A 19,435-nucleotide genomic window follows, 5' to 3' on the forward strand; every position below is an offset into this window, starting at 1 on the left:
ACAGATCTGTTTTGCGCCAGGTGTACGGGGAGAGGGTACGGACAGAGGTGAATGTCCGGACAGGATAAAAGAGGCCTGATAAGGGAAAGGAACCGGTCAGGGATAACCGCCAGTAAAGATCAACCGGGCCGTTTTGCATTGGTGGAATCGTATTGCTGTGTGCGTCTTGGTGAACAAAAAGGGGCTTAGCCCCTTTCCTGCCTGGTGATTATTTTAAGTTTTCAGGGAAATTCGCCGGCAGCTCGCTTGCCGCGCAGGCAATCACGTCTTCGTTATTTTTTCCGGCATCCCGTACAAAGGTAATCGTGGCAAACTCATCGATCACTTCGATTGGGTAGGTTGGGCCCGCATCGCGGTATTTCGCCATTTCGTCCAGATGGTCGTTCTGGAAACAGACGGTACGTTCAGGATTATTGATGACCCAGCGTGGGAAGAAAATGGTGCCGTGGAACAGCTTGTCGCTCATGTTGGCAATCAGGCTGACGCTGGTGCCGGTAGGTTCGGTCCAGGACACTTTATAGCTATTTTCCGCGACTCTGACGATATAAACGTGTTGGTCTTTGACCCAACGATTGCCCACCATCCCGCTGTGGATACGATAATCAATGGTGTCTTCGTTTTTAATGTACAGCTCATAATTCCAGCCGTTGTCGTAGGTATAAACCAGATGTTTACCTGTGAAACCGTCAAGATTGTGTTTGTCGAAGCTGCTCATCTTTCGTTCTCCTCTGTTGGTGAATCCAGCTTAGTCATTCACTTTATGAATTAAAAACGCTAATTTATGATGAAAACCATTCAAAAAATGGATTGATGATGCATAAAACCACGCTGGAACAATGGAGCCTGCTGGATAAGGTTATGAAAGAAGGCAGCTTTGCAAAAGCCGCCGACCTGACCAACCGCAGCCAGTCCTCAGTCAGTTACAATCTTGCCATGCTGCAACAGCGTATTGGCATCACCTTACTGCACATTGAGGGGCGCAAAGCGGTACTTACGCCCGCCGGTGAATTGCTGCTGGCGCAGGTGCGACCGCTTCTTAAGGCGTTTCATTCGCTGGAGGCGTATGCGGGCGCCATACGCAGCGGCGTCAGAACCAAACTGGATCTGGTGGTGGACAGCATCTTTCCGCGCCGCCGCCTGTTCGCTGTCCTGAAAACCTTTCAGCAACGCCACCCACACACGCAAATTAATCTCACCGAAGTGCTCGAAACCGATACCGATTATGCTGAGGCCGATGTGATGGTGGTAACCCAGCGTCAGGATATGGCCGGGCGGGGCGAATGGTTGATGAACGTGGATTTTGTCGCTGTGGCGCACCGCGATCACCCCTTGCATCAATGCGGCGTAGACCTGGATGAGGAACAACTGGCGCGGTATCCGCTGATCCGCATTGCGGATCGCGAACATTTTACAGTGCAGAATGAAAGCAGCAGTGGCGATTACTGGTCTTTCTCAACCATTGACGCGGCGGTAGAAGCGGTAATGCATCAGGTGGGCTATGGCTGGATTCCGCAGGCGCGCATCCGTCACGAACTGGCACAGGGCATCCTGAAGATATTGCCGCTTCGGCATGGGGTGCGCCGCGCCACCACGCTGCATCTGCTGATTAAAAAAGACATTATCATGCTGGATCCGCCCATAGCGACCTTACTTGACCTGCTGAAAACGGCACCGCAAACGGACGTACCGTAACGGGCGCCACGGGCCGGGCAGACGATCCGCCACGGCACAGCTTTCGTGAGCCAGTTACGCGGCGGACTGGATTTACGGTGTGACGTGCAGGGCGTGAAGCAGGGCATCCAGCGAGTCAGGAGCCTGCTGATGGCGGTTTTCAACCGGATGACCGCTCCACGACAGGGCATCGTCCAGGCAATAGTCGCCGGCGCAATGCAGATCAAGATCGTCATCCAGCAGGCCAATCGGCAGCCAGATCAGCGGCCGGTCACGTAAGTCGTTCGGCACGGTGGATCCACAGTTCCTGCAGAAGTCATTGCGGTATCCCTGCGGGCGACGCCAGCTGGCGATAAAGGTTTCACCGGCCAACCAGCGAAAGTGGTCTGCATTAACGATCGTCGCCAGATTATGGCCCGTGCCGGTCTGGCGACGACACAGCGAACAGTGGCAGCGGTAAAAATGACTGGGCTTTTGTGTCAGCCTGAATACCACCGTTCCGCATAAACAACGTCCTGAAATCATGCTGGCTTCCCTGAATAAAATGCGGTTAAGAAGACGCTTAGTGTGCCCGCTTTTTGGCCCAGTACGCCATAAAGTTAATCGCTTCGCGATCAACGCCGCGCTCGCCAATCAGATGGCGACGCAGCAGTTTCACGACGGTCGATTCGGCGGCCACCCAGCCGTAAAATTCATTGTTGCGCGCCTGCGCACGATCCCACAGTAACTCACCGTCTTCCTCTTCCTGCACGGCCTGCTGCTGGCCGCCATCGGGTACGCTGACCTGGGACTGAATTGCCGCGATCAGGCATTCACCATGTGAAGCAAACGCAGGTTTGCGGGGCAACCACACAATGTCGGCAAACGCGTAGGCCTGTAAATCGACGCAATCCTCAGCATCCGGCACCTCAAAAAAAGCCTGAACCCGGGGCGGATAGGGCTGGCGGGCCAGCGATTCCAGAATGCCTTTCGCGGCAGGCAAGGCGGTTTCATCGGCAATCAGCAGCGCATTGCGCAGACCGTCTGGCGGCGTCCATTCGTAGCCACCGCTGTCGGCCTCAAACGCCGCATTCGGCGCAACGATCACTAGGCTGTCGCCCGGTTTCGCGTTGATGGCCCAGGCCGAGGCCGGGCCTTCTGTACCGTGGCTGACAAACTCAATGGTCAGCTCCTCACGTTGGACATCCAGGTGGCGCAGCGTATAGGTGCGCAGCAGCGGCCGCTGCGCTTTGGGCAGCGACAGAATCGTCTGGTACCACTCATCGTTATTGGGCAGGTCGGGCAGGCTGCCATCTTCGGCAGGCAGCAAAATCTTAATCCTCTGGTCGGGCGCATCCGATTTCATCTGTGCCACGTCGGGCCCGTTAAATACCAGGCTCAGCATCGAAGGTGAAAGGTGATGTTTGCGGGCCAGTTTGACCTCAAAAAGGCGGTAAGCAGGGACGTCAGCCATCGTCGTTCCTTGTGGTTAATGAGCCGATAAGGCTGATCGTGAACGCCAGATCAGCCCCGACAGGGCAATAAAGAGCATGGCGGCAGTGAGTGCGGCGGCAATCAGCGCGGCTTCGCCGTGCGAGTGCGTGATCACTGGCACCAGAAGGGCACACAAGCCATAGCCCAGCGTATGGCTGGTAGCGATCCAGCCTGCTCCGGCGCCGTCTGCCAGCGTGTCGTTGAGCAGCAACTGATAGGCGGGTGTGCCGAGCGCCGCACCGAACGACATCACGGCACAGCCGACATAAAACAGCCAGAGCGGCGTGGTCAGCATCATGCCCAGGCCCAGCGCCATCAGGATCCCGGCGCTGATTAACAGTGAAAGCGGCGTCAGTAACTGCGGACGCAACACCAGAAACTGCGCACCCAGTGACGCGATGGCGGCAACGCTCAGCAGCCAGGCAACCTGATGGCTTATCGCCGCCGTCTGCCCGGCAAATTGTCGGGCCAGCGCCGGAGACAGCCCCAGTTGCATCAGGCTGACGGTGGCCGCCAGCAGCAGGGCGCATAGCAGGTAGGGCAGGCAATGAGGGCGCAGGCGGGCGTTTTTACGCGTCACCGCTGGCTGCGGGGCCGAACGTTGTAACGGCAGCAACAGGGCCAGCGCCAGTAGCGGCGCCACCACCAACAGCGCCAGCGGGGCCAGCGGATGAATCACCAGCATTCCGGCCGCGCAGAGGGGGCCAAAAAGTCGGCCACAGCTCAGGCCGGAGCTGATGGTCGCCAGCGCCGTCATGCGCTTCTCTTCGCCCGCCCGGTGCAGCGCCCATACCTGACAGGCGGGCACCATGGCCGATACCATCAAACCATAAAAAACCCGGGCAATAATTAATATGCCTAATCCAATCGGTGCGCTGACGGCCTGCACAGACAGCAGCGCACAGCCCAGACCGAGCAGCAAAAAGCTGGTGCCGTAACCGGCCAGCGACCACAGGACCACCGGTTTACTTCCCTGACGGGCAATCTGCTTTCCCCACCACGGCGACGCGGGCAAAAACAGCATGGAGCCGAGCGTTAACAGTCCTGCCCACACCGACAGGCTCAGGCTGGTCTGAGCAACCAGCACCGGAATCGCGACCAGCAGGCCATTTTGTCCCACACCCAGCAACCCGGCGCTGATGGCTAAAGGCCAGTTTGCTAACGCTTTTTTTTGCGTCATGGCCAGTTCAGGAGATGTCACGATGTTGCTAACCCGTATCTTTGTTGTATGTATTTGTAAAATTTATTCTGCCAATTCTAACAATTGTCGTTGATAATGAGAACTGTTATCGGCAGAATTCGCATTATCATAACGACTGGAAATTGTTTGATAATGATACAATCAACGCATGACGGGGCCTGGGACGTGGCGGCACAATGCTTCCTGAACGCCCTGATCCGTGAAACCAGGGACTGGCAGTTGAGCCAGGGTGACCCCGCCGAACTGACGATCCCGTTGGATGAACAGCAGACCTTACACTTTAAGGTGGCTTACTTTTCTCCGACGCAGCACCACCGTTTTGTCTTTCCGGCCCGGCTGGTGACGCAGCGTGGCAGCCAACCGGTGGCGTTTGAAACCGTCGCCAGGCTGATTGTCGATAAGTTACAACACCAGCACGCGCTGCCCGTCGCAGGCTGCGAGGCGTTTTACCAGCGCGTAATGCAAAGTCATGCCCACACCCGCGAAGCGGCGGCGTCCCGTCATGACTGGTGCGGCCTGCGCGAAAACGCACTCAATTTTGCCGAGGCCGAACAGGCGCTGCTGGTCGGGCACGCTTTCCATCCTGCCCCCAAATCGCACGAACCTTTCACGCCGCAGCAGGCCAGACGCTACCTGCCCGATTTTGCCCCGCATTTTCCGCTGCGCTGGTTCGCGGTGGATAAAGATTACCTGGCGGGCGACAGCCTGAAACTGAACTTACAGCAGCGCCTGACGCGTTTTGCGGCTGAGAATGCACCGCAACTGCTGCATGCGTTGACGGACCAGCGGTGGTTATTCCCGCTGCATCCCTGGCAGGCCGACTATTTGCTGCAGCAGAGCTGGTGTCAGCAACTGATGGAGCAAGGACGGCTACAGGATCTGGGTGAGGCGGGAACATCCTGGCTGCCCACCACGTCATCACGCTCGCTCTATTGCGCGACCAGTCGTGACATGATCAAGTTCTCGCTGAGCGTGCGACTCACTAACTCCGTCCGCACTTTATCGGTGAAAGAAGTCAAACGCGGCATGCGGCTGGCGCGGCTGGCGCAGACCGCGCGCTGGCAGGCGATGCAGGCGCGTTTCCCGACGTTTCGTGTGATGCAGGAAGACGGCTGGGCCGGGCTGCGTGATATGCAGGGCACGATCAGGGAAGAGAGCCTGTTCGCACTGCGTGAAAACCTGATTGTCGACCAGCCGCAGAGTCAGACCAACGTGCTGGTCTCCCTGACGCAGTCCGCGCCGGACGGCGGCGACGCACTGCTGACGGCGGCGGTTAAGCGCCTGAGCCAGCGCCTGCGTATCAGCGAACAACAGGCCGCCCATGCCTGGGTGGATGCATACTGCCAGCAGGTGCTGAAACCGCTGTTTACGGCCGAAGCCGATTACGGACTGGTGCTGTTAGCGCATCAGCAAAATATCCTGGTGGAAATGGCACAAGACCTGCCGGTTGGCCTGATCTATCGCGATTGCCAGGGCAGCGCCTTTATGCCGCACGCCGCAGGCTGGCTGGATGAGATTAGCGAAGCGCAGGCAGAAAACGTCTTTAGCCGCGAACAGCTGCTGCGCTATTTCCCCTATTACCTGTTAGTGAATTCCACGTTCGCGGTCACGGCGGCACTGGGCGCGGCGGGCATGGACAGCGAAACGCACCTGATGGCGCGCGTACGTGATGCGCTGTCTGCGCTGCGTTGCGAGGTCACGCACACGGACTGTCTCGATTACGTGCTGGAAAGTCCGCACTGGAATGTGAAAGGCAACTTCTTCTGTTACCTGCACGATCACAACGAAAACACCATCGTCGATCCGTCGGTAATCTACTTCAACTTCACCAATCCTCTTCTGTCCCAGGAGCGCTAAATGTCTCAGGCAACGATTGTTCACAGCGGCCACGGTTTGCGCTGCGAGAAGTCTGGTAAGGCCCTGAATCTGGGCTGGGGACAGGACAACAGTGCGGTCCTGCATTATACCGGCCCGCTTGCCGAAGGCTGGTTGCGTGATGCGCTGGATCAGATGTTTATCGCGGCTCCGTCGCTTTCCGCCATTGTGTTGCCCTATGCCGAATGGCGGGAAGAGCCGCAGGCGCTGGCCCTGTTTGCCGCGCTGAAAAGCGATATCGTGCACCGCGAGGCGTTCTGGCAACTGCCGCTGTGGCTGTCCACGCCGCGTCAGCAGGCGTCCGGCGAGATGGTCTTTGATGCCGAACGTGAGATTTACTTCCCCCAGCGTCCGCCGCGCCCTCAAGGCGAAGTCTATCGCCGTTACGATCCGCGTGTGCGCCGGACGCTGAGTTTCCGCGTGGCCGATCCTGCGCGGGATGCCGAGATGTTCACCCGCTGGATGAACGATCCGCGCGTGGATTATTTTTGGGAGCAGAGCGGATCGCTGGCGGTGCAGACCGCCTACCTGCAACGCCAGCTCACCAGCAGCTATGCCTTTCCGCTGATTGGCTGCTTTGATGATGCGCCTTTCAGCTACTTTGAAATCTACTGGGCCGCCGAAGACCGTATCGGACGCCACTACAGCTGGCAGCCGTATGACCGCGGCCTGCACCTGCTGGTGGGCGAATCGCAGTGGCGCGGACCGCACTATGTACAGAGCTGGCTGCGCGGTATCAGCCACTACCTGTTCCTGGATAACCCGCACACCCAGCGCCTGGTGCTGGAGCCACGCGCTGATAATCAGCGCCTGTTCCGTCATCTGGCACCTGCGGGCTATGCCACCGTTAAAGAGTTCGACTTCCCTCACAAGCGCTCTCGCCTGGTGATGACCCGGCGTGCCCGCTTCTTCAGCGAGGTGGGCCTGTGATGAATCCGCACGCATGGGAAACCGTGAACCGTCAGCTGGTGGCGAAAATGCTGGCCGAGCTGGAGTACGAGCAGGTCTTTCAGGCCCAGGCGCAGGGCGATAACCGTTACTGCATCAGCCTGCCGGGCGCTGAGTGGCACTTTACCGCCGAACGCGGCATCTGGGGCTGGCTATGGATCGATGCGCAAAGCCTGCGCTGTGCGGATACGCCGGTACTGGCCCAGACCCTGCTCTGCCAGTTACAGCCGGTGCTGTCGATGAGCGATGCCACGGTAGCGGAGCATATGCAGGATCTCTACGCCACCTTGCGCGGCGATCTTCAGCTTATGCAGGCGCGTCAGGGAATGAGCGCGGACGCGCTTATCGATCTGGATGCCGACCGCCTGCAGTGCCTGCTCAGCGGCCATCCCAAATTTGTCTTCAACAAAGGCCGACGCGGCTGGGGACTGGCGGCACTGGCGCGCTACGCCCCGGAATACCTGAACACGTTCCGCCTGCACTGGCTGGCGGTTCAGCGTGAGCATCTGGTCTGGCGCTGCGACAGCGCGCTGGACATCCAGCAACTGCTGCATGCCGCGATGGATGACGGCGAATACGCCCGGTTCACCGAGGCCTGGCAGGCACAGGGACTGGACGACAGCTGGCTGCCGTTACCGGTTCATCCCTGGCAATGGCAGCAAAAAATCGCACTCGATTTTGTCGCGGATCTGGCCACTGGCAAAATGGTCTCGCTGGGCGAGTTTGGCGATCGGTGGCTGGCACAGCAGTCACTGCGCACGCTGACCAACGCCAGCCGTCAGGGCGGACTGGATATCAAACTGCCGCTGACGATCTACAACACCTCCTGCTATCGCGGCATTCCTGGCAAATACATCGCGGCGGGCCCGCTGGCCTCGCGCTGGTTACAACATGTCTTTGCCACTGATGCAACGTTGCAGCAAAGCGGGGCGGTGATTTTGGGCGAACCGGCCGCAGGCTATGTCGCTCATCAAGGTTACGCCGCGCTGGCCGAAGCCCCCTATCGCTACCAGGAAATGCTGGGCGTGATCTGGCGCGAAAATCCTGCGCGCTGGCTGCATCAGGACGAAACGCCGATTCTGATGGCGACGTTGATGGAGTGCGATGAGCAGGGACAGCCGCTTATCGGTGCCTACATTGCCCGCTCGGGCCTGAGCGCCGAGGCCTGGCTCAGTCAGATGTTTCGCGTGGTTGTCGTGCCGCTGTATCACCTGCTGTGCCGTTACGGCGTGGCGCTGATCGCGCACGGACAAAATATTACTCTGGCGATGAAAGACAGTATTCCGCAGCGCGTCCTGCTGAAGGATTTTCAGGGCGACATGCGGCTGGTGAAGGACGATTTTCCCGAGATGGCCTCTCTGCCTCAGGCGGTCCGTGATGTCACGGCCCGCCTGAGCGCGGACTATTTGATTCATGACCTGCAAACCGGACATTTTGTTACGGTTCTGCGTTTTATTTCGCCGTTGATGGCGCGCCTTGGCGTACCCGAGCGGCGCTTTTACCAACTGCTTGCCGCAGTGTTGAGCGATTACATGCAGGCGCACCCGCAGCTGTCGGCGCGCTTTGCGCTTTTCTCCCTCTTCAAGCCACAAATCATTCGCGTCGTGCTGAACCCGGTAAAGCTCACCTGGCCCGATCAGGATGGCGGGAGCCGTATGTTGCCCACTTACCTGGAAAATCTGCAAAACCCGTTGTGGCTGGTCACCAAGGACTGAATCATGACAAACACTGTTGATTTTATTGGCATCGGTATTGGCCCGTTCAACCTGAGTATCGCGGCGCTGGCACACGAAGCCGAGGGTTTTACCAGTGCGTTTTTAGACAGTCGGCCGGATTTTGCCTGGCATCCCGGCATGCTGGTGCCGGACTGCCATATGCAGACCTCGTTCTTAAAAGATCTGGTCTCGGCAGTTGCGCCCACCAGCCCGTTCAGCTTTGTGAACTACCTTGTGAAGCGTAAGAAATTCTACCGCTTTATGACGGCAGAGCTGAGAACCGTATCGCGGGATGAGTTTTCTGACTATCTGCGCTGGGCCGCCGAGGGCATGGATAACCTGCACTTTAATCACACGGTGGAGCGCATCGAGTTTGACGACACGAAACAGCGTTTCGTGATTCACAGCCATGACGGTGAGCGCTACGCACGCAATATTTGTCTTGGTATTGGTAAACAGCCCTATCTGCCGCCGTGCGTCAACCGCATCAGTGCGACCTGTTTCCACGCCAGTGAGATGAGCCTGCGCAAGCCGGATCTGCGCGGCAAACGCGTTGCCGTAATCGGCGGAGGGCAGAGCGGTGCCGATCTGTTCCTGAACGCCTTCCGGGGAGAGTGGGGTGAGCCGGCAAATGTCAGTTGGGTGTCGCGTCGCAATAACTTTAACGCGCTGGATGAAGCGGCCTTTGCCAATGAATATTTCACCCCTGAGTACGTGTCCAGCTTTGTCGGCCTGAGTGAGAAGGCGCGCCAGACCATGCTGGATGAGCAAAAGATGACTTCGGATGGCATTACGGCAGCGTCGCTGCTGACGATTTATCGCGAGCTGTATCATCGCTTTGAGGTGCTGGGACAGCCGCGCAATGCGCATCTGCTTCCCAGCCGCTCGGTGGTGGAACTGACCCGCCATCAGCAATGCTGGCAGCTGCAGTTACAGCATCAGCTCGATCAGGGTTATGACCTGATTGAGTGCGATGTGGTGATTTTTGCCACCGGTTATCGCCCGGCGTTGCCCGAGCTACTGTCACCGCTGATGAGCCGCCTGACCATGAAAGACGAGTGCACGTTCAGCGTGCGCGAAGATTTCACGCTGGAGTGGAACGGCCCCAGGGACACTAACATCTTTGCGGTCAACGCCAGTATGCAAACGCACGGCATCGCTGAACCGCAACTCAGCCTGATGGCCTGGCGTTCCGCCCGTATTCTGAATCGCGCGCTGGGGCGTGATTTATTCGATCTCAGCACGCCGCCTGCCCTGATTCAGTGGCGCAGCGCGAGCCGGGAAAAACCGCAGCAGGGTGCTGCATCCACTCAAAACTATACCGAGTCCTTGGGGTAAACCTTAACCTCGCATGCAGGAACGACGATGAAGACTAAAAACAAAAATATCTGGCTGCTTAATCCGCTGTTATTAGCCATGATGGCACCGGCGGTGGCACAGCAAACCAGTGAGAATGAAATGGTTGTCTCCGCCAGCCGTACGCACCGCACCGTGGCGGAAATGGCACAGACCACCTGGGTGATTGAAGGGGCCGAACTGGAGCAACAGGTCCAGGGCGGAAAAGAGTTTAAAGATGCGCTGGCACAACTGGTACCGGGCCTGGACGTCAGTAGCCAGGGCCGCACCAACTACGGTATGAACATGCGTGGTCGCGCTATTGTGGTGCTGGTAGATGGCGTACGCCTTAACTCCTCGCGTACCGACAGCCGTCAGCTGGATTCCATCGATCCGTTTAATATCGATCATATTGAAGTGATCTCCGGTTCCACCTCGCTATACGGCGGCGGCAGTACCGGTGGCCTGATCAATATCGTGACCAAAAAAGGCCAGCCAGGGACCCAGTTTGAGTTTGAAACCGGCACCAAAACCGGATTCAACAGTAGCAAAGACCATGATGAACGCGTGGCGGCTGCCCTCTCCGGCGGCACCGATCGTGCCTCCGGACGCCTGTCCGTTGCCTACCAAAAGTTTGGCGGCTGGTATGATGGCAAGGGCGACTCACTGCTGATGGACAATACCCAGACGGGCCTGCAGTATTCCGATCGTCTGGATATTATGGGCACCGGCACGCTGGAGATTGATGACCACCAGCAACTGCAGCTGGTCACGCAGTACTACAAAAGTCAGGGCGATGACGATTATGGCCTCTATCTTGGGCGTAACTTCTCCGCAGTAACGGGCGGAGGCACCGCGTACACCCGCAAAGGGCTGAACTCCGACCGCCTTCCCGGCACCGAACGCCATCTGGTCAGCCTGCAGTACTCCAATACTGATTTTCTTGGTCAGGAGCTGGTGGGGCAGGTTTACTACCGGGACGAGTCACTGGCGTTTTATCCGTTCCCCACGGTGTCCGGCGGACGCGTCACCAGTTTGTCCTCCTCAGAGCAGAACACCGATCAGTACGGCGGTAAGCTGGCGATCACCAGTAAGCCGGTCGATGGGCTGCAGCTGACCTACGGCGTAGACGCCGATCATGAGCGTTTCAGTTCCAACCAGATGTTCTTTGATCTGGGCCAGTCGGCCGCCTCGGGCGGGCTGAACAACCAGAGCATCTACACCACGGGCCGTTATCCGGGTTATGACATTACTAATCTGGCGACCTTCCTGCAGTCCAGCTACGACATCAATGAGACGTTTACGCTGAGTGGCGGTGTGCGCTATCAGTACACCGAAAACAAGGTGGATGATTTCGTCGGTTACGCTCAGCAGCAGGCGATTGCCAACGGTACCGCGCGCTCGGCCGATGCGATTCCAGGCGGCTCTACCGATTACGATAACTTCCTGTATAACGCCGGTATCCTGATGCATATCACGGCGCGGCAGCAGGCCTGGTTTAACTTCTCGCAGGGCGTTGAGCTGCCCGATCCAGGCAAATATTACGGGCGCGGCACCTATGGCCGGGCGGTTAACGGCAATCTCCCGCTGACCAACAGCGTTAATGTGGATGCCAGCAAGTTGCAGGGCATCAAAGTCGATTCATGGGAACTGGGCTGGCGCTATACCGGCGATAATCTGCGTACGCAACTCAGCGCCTATTACTCGCTGTCAGACAAGAATGTGCAGCAGAATCAGGACCTGACGATCAGCGTGGTTGACGATAAGCGCCGCATTTACGGGGTGGAAGGTGCCGTGGATTACTTTATCCCGGACACCGACTGGAGCACCGGAGCAAACTTCAACGTGCTCAAAACCGAGTCCAAAGTGGATGGCAGCTGGCGAAAATATGACGTGAAAGTGGCCAGCCCGTCGAAAGCGACCGCCTATGTTGGCTGGTCGCCGGATCCGTGGAGCCTGAAGGTGCAGAGCACTACCTCGTTTAATCTCAGCGACGACGCGGGCTACAACATCAACGGCTACACCACTGTTGATTTCATTGGCAGCTATGAACTGCCTGTCGGCAAGCTGAGCTTCAGCGTGGAAAACCTGCTGGATCGTGATTACACCACGGTATGGGGCCAGCGCGCGCCGCTGTACTACAGCCCGACCTATGGTTCACCGTCGCTGTATCAGTACAAAGGCCGGGGACGGACGTTTGGTCTGAACTACTCCGTGCTGTTCTGAGTCGGTATTCTTGCCCGGTGTTGCGTCGGGCAAGCCTCACGCCCGTTATCCTGGCAGCGTGTTGAGTACAACAAACACAGTGACCGGTTCAGGCCACTGTGTTTACCGGATTACGAACTGCGATGCAGCGTCAGCGGGGCAGACAACCAGCGGGCGACGCGCTTACCTGCTTTGATGGCGGGCTTTTCAATGTAGAAAAACATTACCGACGCCAGCGCCACGCTGGCGCTGACCGACAGTACAAAAATCATAAGGTTATCTGTCCAGGCTTTATCTGCCAGGCTGTTCATCAGCAGTACCATGAGCGGATAGTGGATGAGATACAGCGAATATGAGATATCCCCCAGGAAAATCAGCGTACGGTTGTGACCGGTGTCGGCACGGTAGCTCAGCATCACCGTCATGATCATGATGGCGGCGGCCAGCCAGAAACCGCCGTGCAGGCCAAAGGGCTGAGGTCCTGTAATCAGGGCGGTAATGACCGCCAGCACCAGCCCTGCCTGAAGCAGTCGGCGCATTCTGTTATCCAGTTCCGGTAGCTTACGCTTCACCAGCAATTCTGCCAGCAGCATCCCCAGGATGAACTCCATACAGATAGTGTTACTGATTAACTTAATCCACGCCTGCCACCAGTGCGTCACCGTCAGATGCGGCGAAACCTGTGAGGAAAAGTCAAAACTGCCGTTGTAGTAAAGCTGAAATCCCACACTGGAGACGATGAAAATCAGTGCACAAAGGTAGCTGCGATAGCGGTAGTTGATGCACATCGCTACGGTGAAAACGGCGTAAAACAGGATCTCGTAAGACAGCGTCCAGGGCGGCCCTAACGCGCTGAATCCAAACGTCGGTCCGGCGCTGCTGTAATTCTGCAGACAGAAATAGAGCGCACAGGACATATCGTGAAGAGAGCGATCGTGATACACCACCGCGAAAGACAACAGCCAGACGACAAAGAAGACCGGCCAGATGCGGAAAAAGCGTTTCACCATGAATGAGGTCGGGGCTTCGTTAAACTGATGGGTAATGAAGGTCATGATGAAGCCGCTGATAATAAAGAACACGTCCACGCCCAGCGCGCCTGGAATGTGTCGGGTCCAGTGACCCTCTAACAGCGATGAGTTGTGCGCCAGTACCACAAGTAACGCAGCAAGGCCGCGCAGATACTGGATTGAGACGATTTTCATGAATGTTACAGCCTGTCGGTTGACTCATTAGCGGCAGTCGCGCGGGCGAGCCGATACGGTTAAGCGTAGGCCGTATTGTAAAAATGACTTAACAATGGTCAACCGCCGTTTATCGGGCAGAAAAATACATTTCCAAACGATAGCGTATTTTTGCTGAATAAAGCGCGGCGATCGAGGCTGTTAGGCGCACAACGAGAAAAGTGCGCCATCAGGATTTCAGAGGGTTCTTAACCAAAATTGATAACTTACATGCGCAACAGACTCATGCAGCGCGGCGCGGCGATACGTGTCCACCCAGGGCGCGCCGAAAGATTTCTATCGTCCACATCCACAGAATATGTCCCAGCGTTTCCGAGGCAATTTCCGCCAGCGGCAGGTGCCATAAGGGCGGTGCCCAGCCGTTTATGGGCAGGATCACGGCGTGAAAGGCCACGGTAATGATCAGGGCGAACGCCACGCCCTGACCCAGCGTAATGATCGGGATAATCTCGGCCAGGGCGCAGTAGAGCAGGGCGAAGAAAATCGAGAACAGGTGATGAACACCGGCCACGCCCCAGTTCACCACATGACCGGAATAGTGATAGACCAGGTTGCTGACATTGATTCCCATATCCTGGAGCATCTCCGCGGGGGGAATTGCCCTGTCCGGCGTTCTGGGCGGAAACGGATTCTCCGTGCCCCATTTGACAAAACTGGCGACGTTACCGCCCCAAAACCCTGCCCACAGCGCCGCACCGTAATGCCGATCGGCCGGGGACGTCAGATAAAACCCTGTTTTCATTTTTCACCGCTCCCGCTGAGTAAAAAGAAGAGAATTACTGGCCGTAATAGGCGTTTGCTCCATGCTTTCTGAGAAAGTGTTTATCCAGTAACGGCTGCTGCATTCGGGTGATATCAGGCGTCAGCTGGCGGGAAAAAATCCCCATATAGGCGATTTCCTCCAGCACGACTGCGTTATGCACGGCATTATCTGCGTCTTTCCCCCAGGCAAACGGCCCGTGAGCATTAACCAGCACGGCGGGAATGGCCGTCGGGCTGATGCCGCGTGAGCGGAAGGTTTCGATAATCACTTCGCCGGTATTGTGCTCGTAATCGTGAGTAATTTCGGCCTCCGTCATCAGTCGGGTGCAGGGAATGGCTCCATAGAAGTAGTCAGCGTGTGTGGTGCCCCAGGCTGGCAGGTCCTGGCCCGCCTGCGCCCAGATGGTGGCATGACGCGAATGCGTGTGCACAATGCCGCCGATGTCCTCAAAGGCCCGATAGAGCGCCAGATGGGTGGCCGTGTCCGATGAGGGCTTTTTCGTGCCCTCCACCACGCGGCCGCTTGCCAGTTCCAGTACCACAATATCGTCCGCCGTCATGCCGTCGTATTCCACGCCGGAAGGCTTAATCGCCATCAGCCCTTGCGCACGATCGACGGCGCTGACGTTGCCCCAGGTAAACGTCACCAGATGGTGGCGCGGCAGCGCCAGGTTTGCCGCCAGCACCTGCTCTTTCATCATGGCAATGCTCATAGTAAGCCTCCTTCCTGCATTTTCTGTTCAATCCAGCGCCGTGCCTGTACGATCTCGGCAACCGGCTCCTCGGCTTTCTCGGTCCACATCTCAATCAGGAACGATCCGCGATAATTCAGCGCTTTGAGCGTGCGAAACACGCCAACGAAATCCACGCAGCCTTCACCAAAGGGCACATCGCGGAACTGCCCCGGTGAATGGGCGGTGACCGGTTGGGTATCTTTCAAATGAATGGCGGCGATGCGATCAATGCCCAGCGTCAGTTCGGCAGTCACGTCATTGCCCCAGGCGCTGAGATTGCCCACATCCGGATAAACGGAAAACCACGGAGAAGCCTGCTGCTGTTCCCAGGCTTTCCACTTGCTGATGGCGTTCATGAATTCGGTATCCATGATCTCCACCGCCAGCATCACCTGCGCCGCTGCTGCGCGCTGCACTGCGCGTGACAAGCCCTCGGCAAACCGCGCGACCGTGCCTGCATCATGCGGTTCGTAGTAGACGTCATAGCCCGCCAGCTGAATCGTGCGGATCCCCACATCTTTCGCCAGCTGGATGGCCTGATCGATCAGATCGTCTGCGCGCTGGCGGATCGCCGGATCGTGGCTGCCAAAGGGAAAGCGGCGATGGCCGGACAGGCACAGGGAAGGAATGGTGACGCCGGTTTCGATGGTCGCGTTGACCAGCGACAGGCGCTGCTCTTTGCTCCAGTTCAGCCGGTCCAGCCGTTCATCGGTTTCATCGACCGACATTTCCACAAAATCAAACCCGCAGGCTTTGGCCAGCGCGAGACGTTCTGGCCAGGTGAGATTCGCAGGCAGGGCTTTTTCGTAAATCCCTAACGGGTGCAGGCGTTTCATACTGTCCCCCAATGGCGGCCAATGGCCTGGTGAAATGCGGTGGCGCATGCAATGCCGTTCTCGCCATCGCTCAGGGCGCGGCCGGCAATAAACGCCTTCACATCGATATCGCGAAACTGAGAAAGGTCATCCGGGGTGATACCGCCCGTGACGGACAGGGCAAAACCCAGGTCTGATAAGGCTTTCATGGTATCCAGATCGTGCTGATTCCACTGTTGCCCGCTGGCCTGTGCGTCCCGTCCACGGTGATAAATAGCCTGGGTCAGACCCAGCTTTCGCCACTGTCGGGCATCATCCAGCGTCCAGTTGCCAAACAGTTCGATCTGAATATCCCCCTGGTACTGCTGCGCAACCGCCAGCGCGCTGGCAAAGGTTGCCAGCGGCGCGGCACAGATCACCGTCATCCAGTTAGCCCCTGCCGCAAAAGCCATCTCCGCCAGGGCGCCGCCGGCATCCGCCACTTTGTAATCCGCGACCAGCGTTTTTTCCGGGTGCTGCTGGCGCAGATGACGTACGGCTTCAACACCGCAGCTCAGGCACAAAAGCGTACCGGCTTCGATAATGTCGACATGCGGATGCAGTTGCCGGGCGGTAGTGAGCGCGGCATCCAGCGTGGTGTGATCCAGCGCCAGCTGGAGTAAGGGCAGGCTCATGGCAGGTCTCCCTGGGCGTCGCGCAGGACGCGAATCAGATGTTGATAACGCTGATACTTTTGCTGGTAGCGGTCATAGCACGTGCTGTCCGGTTGCCAGCACACGATGTCAGGGGCCAGGGCCTGCTGGGCCGCCTGGAGTGAGGCATAAGCCCCGGTACCGGTTAATGCCACCAGCGCCGCGCCCAGACAGCCGCTCTCACTGATCTGCGGAACTTCAACCGTCAGGCCGCTGGCATCGGCAAACATCTGCATCCAGGGCGCAGAGCGCGTAGGCCCACCGCTCAGACGCAGGGCGGTAACCTGAGGAAAACGTTGCAGAATACGGTTGAGGTGCGTCAGATGTGAGAACACCACGCCTTCGTAGATGGCCTGAACCAGATGGGCGCGCGTGTGACCTGCCTGCAGGCCAAAAAAGCTGCCGTGCAGATCGGCACCGGCATTGGTGCCATACAGGAAAGGCAGAAACAGCACACTGCTGCTGGCGGGCACCAGCGCTGCTACCCACGTATTAAGCTGGCTGTAGTCCTTAATGCCCCACTGGTCACAAAACCATTCCAGATTGGCCGCCGACGTCGGGCTGGCCTCATGGATAAGGTACTGACCCTCAATGGCATAACGACCATAAACGTAGGGATAGTCTGCTTCATCGCTGATGCAGTCGGTAATGCCGCTGGTCACTGACCAGGTTCCCATCACCGCGTTCAGGCGCGTCGCATCATTCAGGCCCGCGCACAGCGCTGTTGACATCACATCGAACAGGCCGCCCACGACGGGCGTACCGGGCAGCAGACCGCATTCGGCAGCGGCCCCGTCGGTGACATAGCCCGCAATCTGCGTCGGGCCGATAATCGGCGGCAGTGCCGATATTATCTCCGGGATACCTGACATCTCTGCCAGTGCAGGCGACCAGTCGGCTGCCTGCATGTCATACAGATTGGACTCAGAGATATTGGTTTCTTCGCATGCCCGCTCGCCGGTCAGACAGAAACGCAGATAGTCATGGGCCATCATGACGCTGCCAATCGCCGCATAGCGCTGTGGCTGATGCTGCTTGATCCAGCGCAGCAGCGACACCGGATGGCCGGTCCACAGCGTTTGTCGGGTCAGCGGATAGAGTTTCTGCGGCAAGCCTTCCCGTTGCCACTGTTGCACAAGGCTCAGGGCGCGGCGGTCGGAGGAGAGGATGCCGTTGCCCAGCGGGCGGTGCTGTTTGTCCAGCAGAAACAGCCCCTTACCCTGTGCGGAAATGCCCATACCGGCGACCGACGCCGCATCCTCGCCGCTGGTGGTCAGCACCTCACGGATGACGGCTGCCGCCTGTTGCCACAGCAGCGTCATATCGCGTTCGGCATAACCCGGTTCCGGTACAACAACCGGCAGGTTTTGCCGGGCGACGGCCAGCTCGCGGCCCTGTATATCGTAAAGCCCGGCTTTAATAAAGGTGCCGCCACAGTCCAGTCCCAGCCAGCGTTTCATAATGCCTCCTGTTGAGGGGAATCGCAGCGTGCGGGCAACGTCATCGCCAGCAGGGCGGCAATCGCCAGTGAAATGGCAAGGCTGTAAACCCCGGCATCCCGGCTGTAAAACGCCATCAGAATGCCCACCATGTAGGGACCGCAGAAGCCGCCCAGGTTGCCCAGCGCGTTGATCAGGCCGCGCGCGCCGCCAGCCACCTCGGCATTAAACAGGCGCGGCGGAATACTCCAGAACACGCCCGCCGCAGACTGGATAAAGACGCCACAGCCCACCAGCGCCGCGTAGGACCACCAGATATGCGCTTTCAGTAACACCGACAGCGCCATGCACAGCGCAAAGCCGGCCAGCGGCAGCGCCACGAACAGCTTGCGCCGTCCGGTCGCGTCCGACAGAACAGAAAACAGAAACATGCCGACGATCGCCCCGACGTAGGGCAGAATGGCCAGAAAGCCCACCTGCTCCACATTACCGTGCGTCAGTCCTTTCAGGATGGTGGGCAGCCACAGCGTGTAGCCGTAAATGCCGGTCTGATAGAAGAAATTGACCAGAATCAGCCGCCACATAACCGGTTCGCGCATCACACGCATCAGCGAGGCGTTGCGCACGTTCTGCCCTTTGATCATCAGCTGTTCGTTATGCAGCGTGGTGATGAGATAGTGTTTTTCGGCTGGCGAAATCCATCTCGCTTCCTGCGGGCGGTTACTGATCGTGAAATGCCACAGGGCCATCACGACCAGAGATAACGCGCCTTCCACGTAGAACAGCATGCGCCAGTCCCAGCCGGTAATGATCCAGCCTGAGAGCGGAGCCGTGATGATCCCGGCGATCGGCACAAACATGATCACGATGGCATTTGCGCGACCGCGCTCCGCATCCGGGAACCAGTTGCCGATCATCGTCAGCACCACCGGTAACATGCCGCCTTCGGCAATCCCCAGCGCAAAGCGCAGCGCCAGCAGCTGATACTGACTGGTGGCCATGCCGGTCAGTATGGAAATCACCGCCCAGGCCAGCAGCGACCAGCCAATAAAGCGTTTACCGTTGCCGTAAACGGCCAGCCTGCCGCCGGGCACCTGCAGGAACAGGTAGCCAATGAAGAAAATGCCGCCTGCCAGTCCGGCCATCGAGGCGCTGATGCCCAGTTCAGCATCCATGCCGCCCGGCATCGCAAAGGCGATGTTGACCCGATCCATATACGAAATGATGCAGGTAATCAGAATCGGCGGAATGATCCGCAGCCAGCGCAGTGCAGGGACCTTTTCATGATTGACAGCGCTTGTGGTGATGCTCATCGTGCCTCCCTGC

17 protein-coding genes are annotated in these 19,435 nt (G+C 58.1%); 6 read left to right on the plus strand and 11 right to left on the minus strand.

Features of this window, described 5'->3' with window-relative positions; genetic code table 11:
- Positions 1-208: 208 nt before the first annotated feature.
- A complete protein-coding gene (locus C1N64_RS04625; protein ID WP_033739073.1) occupies positions 209-715 on the minus strand; it encodes a phenolic acid decarboxylase in 507 nt (168 codons plus the stop codon).
- Between the two features lie 98 nt (positions 716-813).
- Between C1N64_RS04625 and C1N64_RS04630 the strand changes: the two genes are divergently transcribed.
- Positions 814-1,692, plus strand: a complete 879-nt coding sequence (locus tag C1N64_RS04630; RefSeq protein ID WP_205954027.1) for a LysR family transcriptional regulator — start codon at positions 814-816, stop codon at positions 1,690-1,692.
- A gap of 72 nt (positions 1,693-1,764) precedes the next feature.
- Here C1N64_RS04630 and C1N64_RS04635 read toward each other — a convergent pair whose 3' ends face one another.
- Genes C1N64_RS04635 through C1N64_RS04645 form a run of 3 tightly spaced genes read right to left on the minus strand, consistent with a single transcriptional unit; the run spans position 1,765 to position 4,345 of the window.
- On the minus strand, positions 1,765-2,196 hold the full coding sequence (locus C1N64_RS04635) for a GFA family protein (RefSeq protein ID WP_039339024.1): 432 nt from the start codon (positions 2,194-2,196) through the stop codon (positions 1,765-1,767).
- A 37-nt stretch (positions 2,197-2,233) separates the two neighbouring features.
- Positions 2,234-3,124 carry a siderophore-interacting protein gene (locus C1N64_RS04640; protein WP_039339023.1) on the minus strand — a complete coding sequence of 297 codons (891 nt, stop codon included), beginning with the start codon at positions 3,122-3,124 and terminating at the stop codon, positions 2,234-2,236.
- A gap of 15 nt (positions 3,125-3,139) precedes the next feature.
- Entirely contained in the window at positions 3,140-4,345 is a 1,206-nt protein-coding gene (locus C1N64_RS04645; RefSeq protein ID WP_110268063.1) for an MFS transporter, read from the minus strand.
- Between the two features lie 132 nt (positions 4,346-4,477).
- On the opposite strand from C1N64_RS04645, the gene iucA reads away from it, so the two are divergent.
- The 5 genes from iucA to iutA are packed head-to-tail and all read left to right on the plus strand — an operon-like array spanning position 4,478 to position 12,444.
- Positions 4,478-6,202: an aerobactin synthase IucA gene (gene iucA / locus C1N64_RS04650; protein WP_394515279.1), complete on the plus strand. Its 1,725-nt coding sequence runs from the start codon at positions 4,478-4,480 to the stop codon at positions 6,200-6,202.
- Positions 6,203-7,150: a GNAT family N-acetyltransferase gene (gene iucB / locus C1N64_RS04655; protein WP_205952503.1), complete on the plus strand. Its 948-nt coding sequence runs from the start codon at positions 6,203-6,205 to the stop codon at positions 7,148-7,150.
- Entirely contained in the window at positions 7,150-8,883 is a 1,734-nt protein-coding gene (iucC, locus tag C1N64_RS04660; protein ID WP_033739082.1) for an aerobactin synthase IucC, read from the plus strand. Before iucB ends, iucC begins: the two co-directional genes overlap by 1 nt.
- Before the next feature lie 3 nt (positions 8,884-8,886).
- Positions 8,887-10,221, plus strand: coding sequence for an NADPH-dependent L-lysine N(6)-monooxygenase (gene iucD / locus C1N64_RS04665; RefSeq protein WP_039339019.1), 1,335 nt, complete (start codon positions 8,887-8,889; stop codon positions 10,219-10,221).
- 27 nt (positions 10,222-10,248) lie between these two features.
- On the plus strand, positions 10,249-12,444 hold the full coding sequence (iutA, locus tag C1N64_RS04670; RefSeq protein WP_039339017.1) for a ferric aerobactin receptor IutA: 2,196 nt from the start codon (positions 10,249-10,251) through the stop codon (positions 12,442-12,444).
- 110 nt (positions 12,445-12,554) lie between these two features.
- Here iutA and C1N64_RS04675 read toward each other — a convergent pair whose 3' ends face one another.
- The 7 genes from C1N64_RS04675 to C1N64_RS04705 form a co-directional block, all read right to left on the minus strand.
- Positions 12,555-13,628: an acyltransferase family protein gene (locus tag C1N64_RS04675; RefSeq protein WP_205953875.1), complete on the minus strand. Its 1,074-nt coding sequence runs from the start codon at positions 13,626-13,628 to the stop codon at positions 12,555-12,557.
- A 262-nt stretch (positions 13,629-13,890) separates the two neighbouring features.
- Complete coding sequence (locus C1N64_RS04680) at positions 13,891-14,409, minus strand: YagU family protein (RefSeq protein ID WP_033739091.1); 519 nt, start codon at positions 14,407-14,409, stop codon at positions 13,891-13,893.
- 34 nt (positions 14,410-14,443) lie between these two features.
- Positions 14,444-15,142, minus strand: a complete 699-nt coding sequence (gene araD / locus C1N64_RS04685) for an L-ribulose-5-phosphate 4-epimerase (RefSeq protein WP_375124271.1) — start codon at positions 15,140-15,142, stop codon at positions 14,444-14,446.
- Complete coding sequence (locus C1N64_RS04690) at positions 15,139-15,999, minus strand: L-ribulose-5-phosphate 3-epimerase (protein WP_006121631.1); 861 nt, start codon at positions 15,997-15,999, stop codon at positions 15,139-15,141. Before C1N64_RS04690 ends, araD begins: the two co-directional genes overlap by 4 nt.
- Positions 15,996-16,652, minus strand: a complete 657-nt coding sequence (gene ulaD / locus C1N64_RS04695; RefSeq protein ID WP_185200042.1) for a 3-keto-L-gulonate-6-phosphate decarboxylase UlaD — start codon at positions 16,650-16,652, stop codon at positions 15,996-15,998. The genes C1N64_RS04690 and ulaD overlap by 4 nt, the downstream gene beginning before the upstream one ends.
- Positions 16,649-18,130: an FGGY-family carbohydrate kinase gene (locus C1N64_RS04700; protein WP_375124272.1), complete on the minus strand. Its 1,482-nt coding sequence runs from the start codon at positions 18,128-18,130 to the stop codon at positions 16,649-16,651. Before C1N64_RS04700 ends, ulaD begins: the two co-directional genes overlap by 4 nt.
- Positions 18,127-19,422, minus strand: a complete 1,296-nt coding sequence (locus C1N64_RS04705; protein ID WP_058707848.1) for an MFS transporter — start codon at positions 19,420-19,422, stop codon at positions 18,127-18,129. The genes C1N64_RS04700 and C1N64_RS04705 overlap by 4 nt, the downstream gene beginning before the upstream one ends.
- Positions 19,423-19,435: the final 13 nt, after the last annotated feature.

Source organism: Pantoea sp. SGAir0215 (assembly GCF_043543215.1).

Coding starts and splice junctions, on each gene's coding strand:
- C1N64_RS04625 (WP_033739073.1), bottom strand. CDS start 715: ATGAGCAGCTTCGACAAACACAATCTTGACGGTTTCACAGGTAAACAT.
- C1N64_RS04630 (WP_205954027.1), top strand. CDS start 814: ATGCATAAAACCACGCTGGAACAATGGAGCCTGCTGGATAAGGTTATG.
- C1N64_RS04635 (WP_039339024.1), bottom strand. CDS start 2,196: ATGATTTCAGGACGTTGTTTATGCGGAACGGTGGTATTCAGGCTGACA.
- C1N64_RS04640 (WP_039339023.1), bottom strand. CDS start 3,124: ATGGCTGACGTCCCTGCTTACCGCCTTTTTGAGGTCAAACTGGCCCGC.
- iucA (WP_394515279.1), top strand. CDS start 4,478: ATGATACAATCAACGCATGACGGGGCCTGGGACGTGGCGGCACAATGC.
- iucB (WP_205952503.1), top strand. CDS start 6,203: ATGTCTCAGGCAACGATTGTTCACAGCGGCCACGGTTTGCGCTGCGAG.
- iucC (WP_033739082.1), top strand. CDS start 7,150: ATGAATCCGCACGCATGGGAAACCGTGAACCGTCAGCTGGTGGCGAAA.
- iucD (WP_039339019.1), top strand. CDS start 8,887: ATGACAAACACTGTTGATTTTATTGGCATCGGTATTGGCCCGTTCAAC.
- iutA (WP_039339017.1), top strand. CDS start 10,249: ATGAAGACTAAAAACAAAAATATCTGGCTGCTTAATCCGCTGTTATTA.
- C1N64_RS04675 (WP_205953875.1), bottom strand. CDS start 13,628: ATGAAAATCGTCTCAATCCAGTATCTGCGCGGCCTTGCTGCGTTACTT.
- C1N64_RS04680 (WP_033739091.1), bottom strand. CDS start 14,409: ATGAAAACAGGGTTTTATCTGACGTCCCCGGCCGATCGGCATTACGGT.
- araD (WP_375124271.1), bottom strand. CDS start 15,142: ATGAGCATTGCCATGATGAAAGAGCAGGTGCTGGCGGCAAACCTGGCG.
- C1N64_RS04690 (WP_006121631.1), bottom strand. CDS start 15,999: ATGAAACGCCTGCACCCGTTAGGGATTTACGAAAAAGCCCTGCCTGCG.
- ulaD (WP_185200042.1), bottom strand. CDS start 16,652: ATGAGCCTGCCCTTACTCCAGCTGGCGCTGGATCACACCACGCTGGAT.
- C1N64_RS04700 (WP_375124272.1), bottom strand. CDS start 18,130: ATGAAACGCTGGCTGGGACTGGACTGTGGCGGCACCTTTATTAAAGCC.
- C1N64_RS04705 (WP_058707848.1), bottom strand. CDS start 19,422: ATGAGCATCACCACAAGCGCTGTCAATCATGAAAAGGTCCCTGCACTG.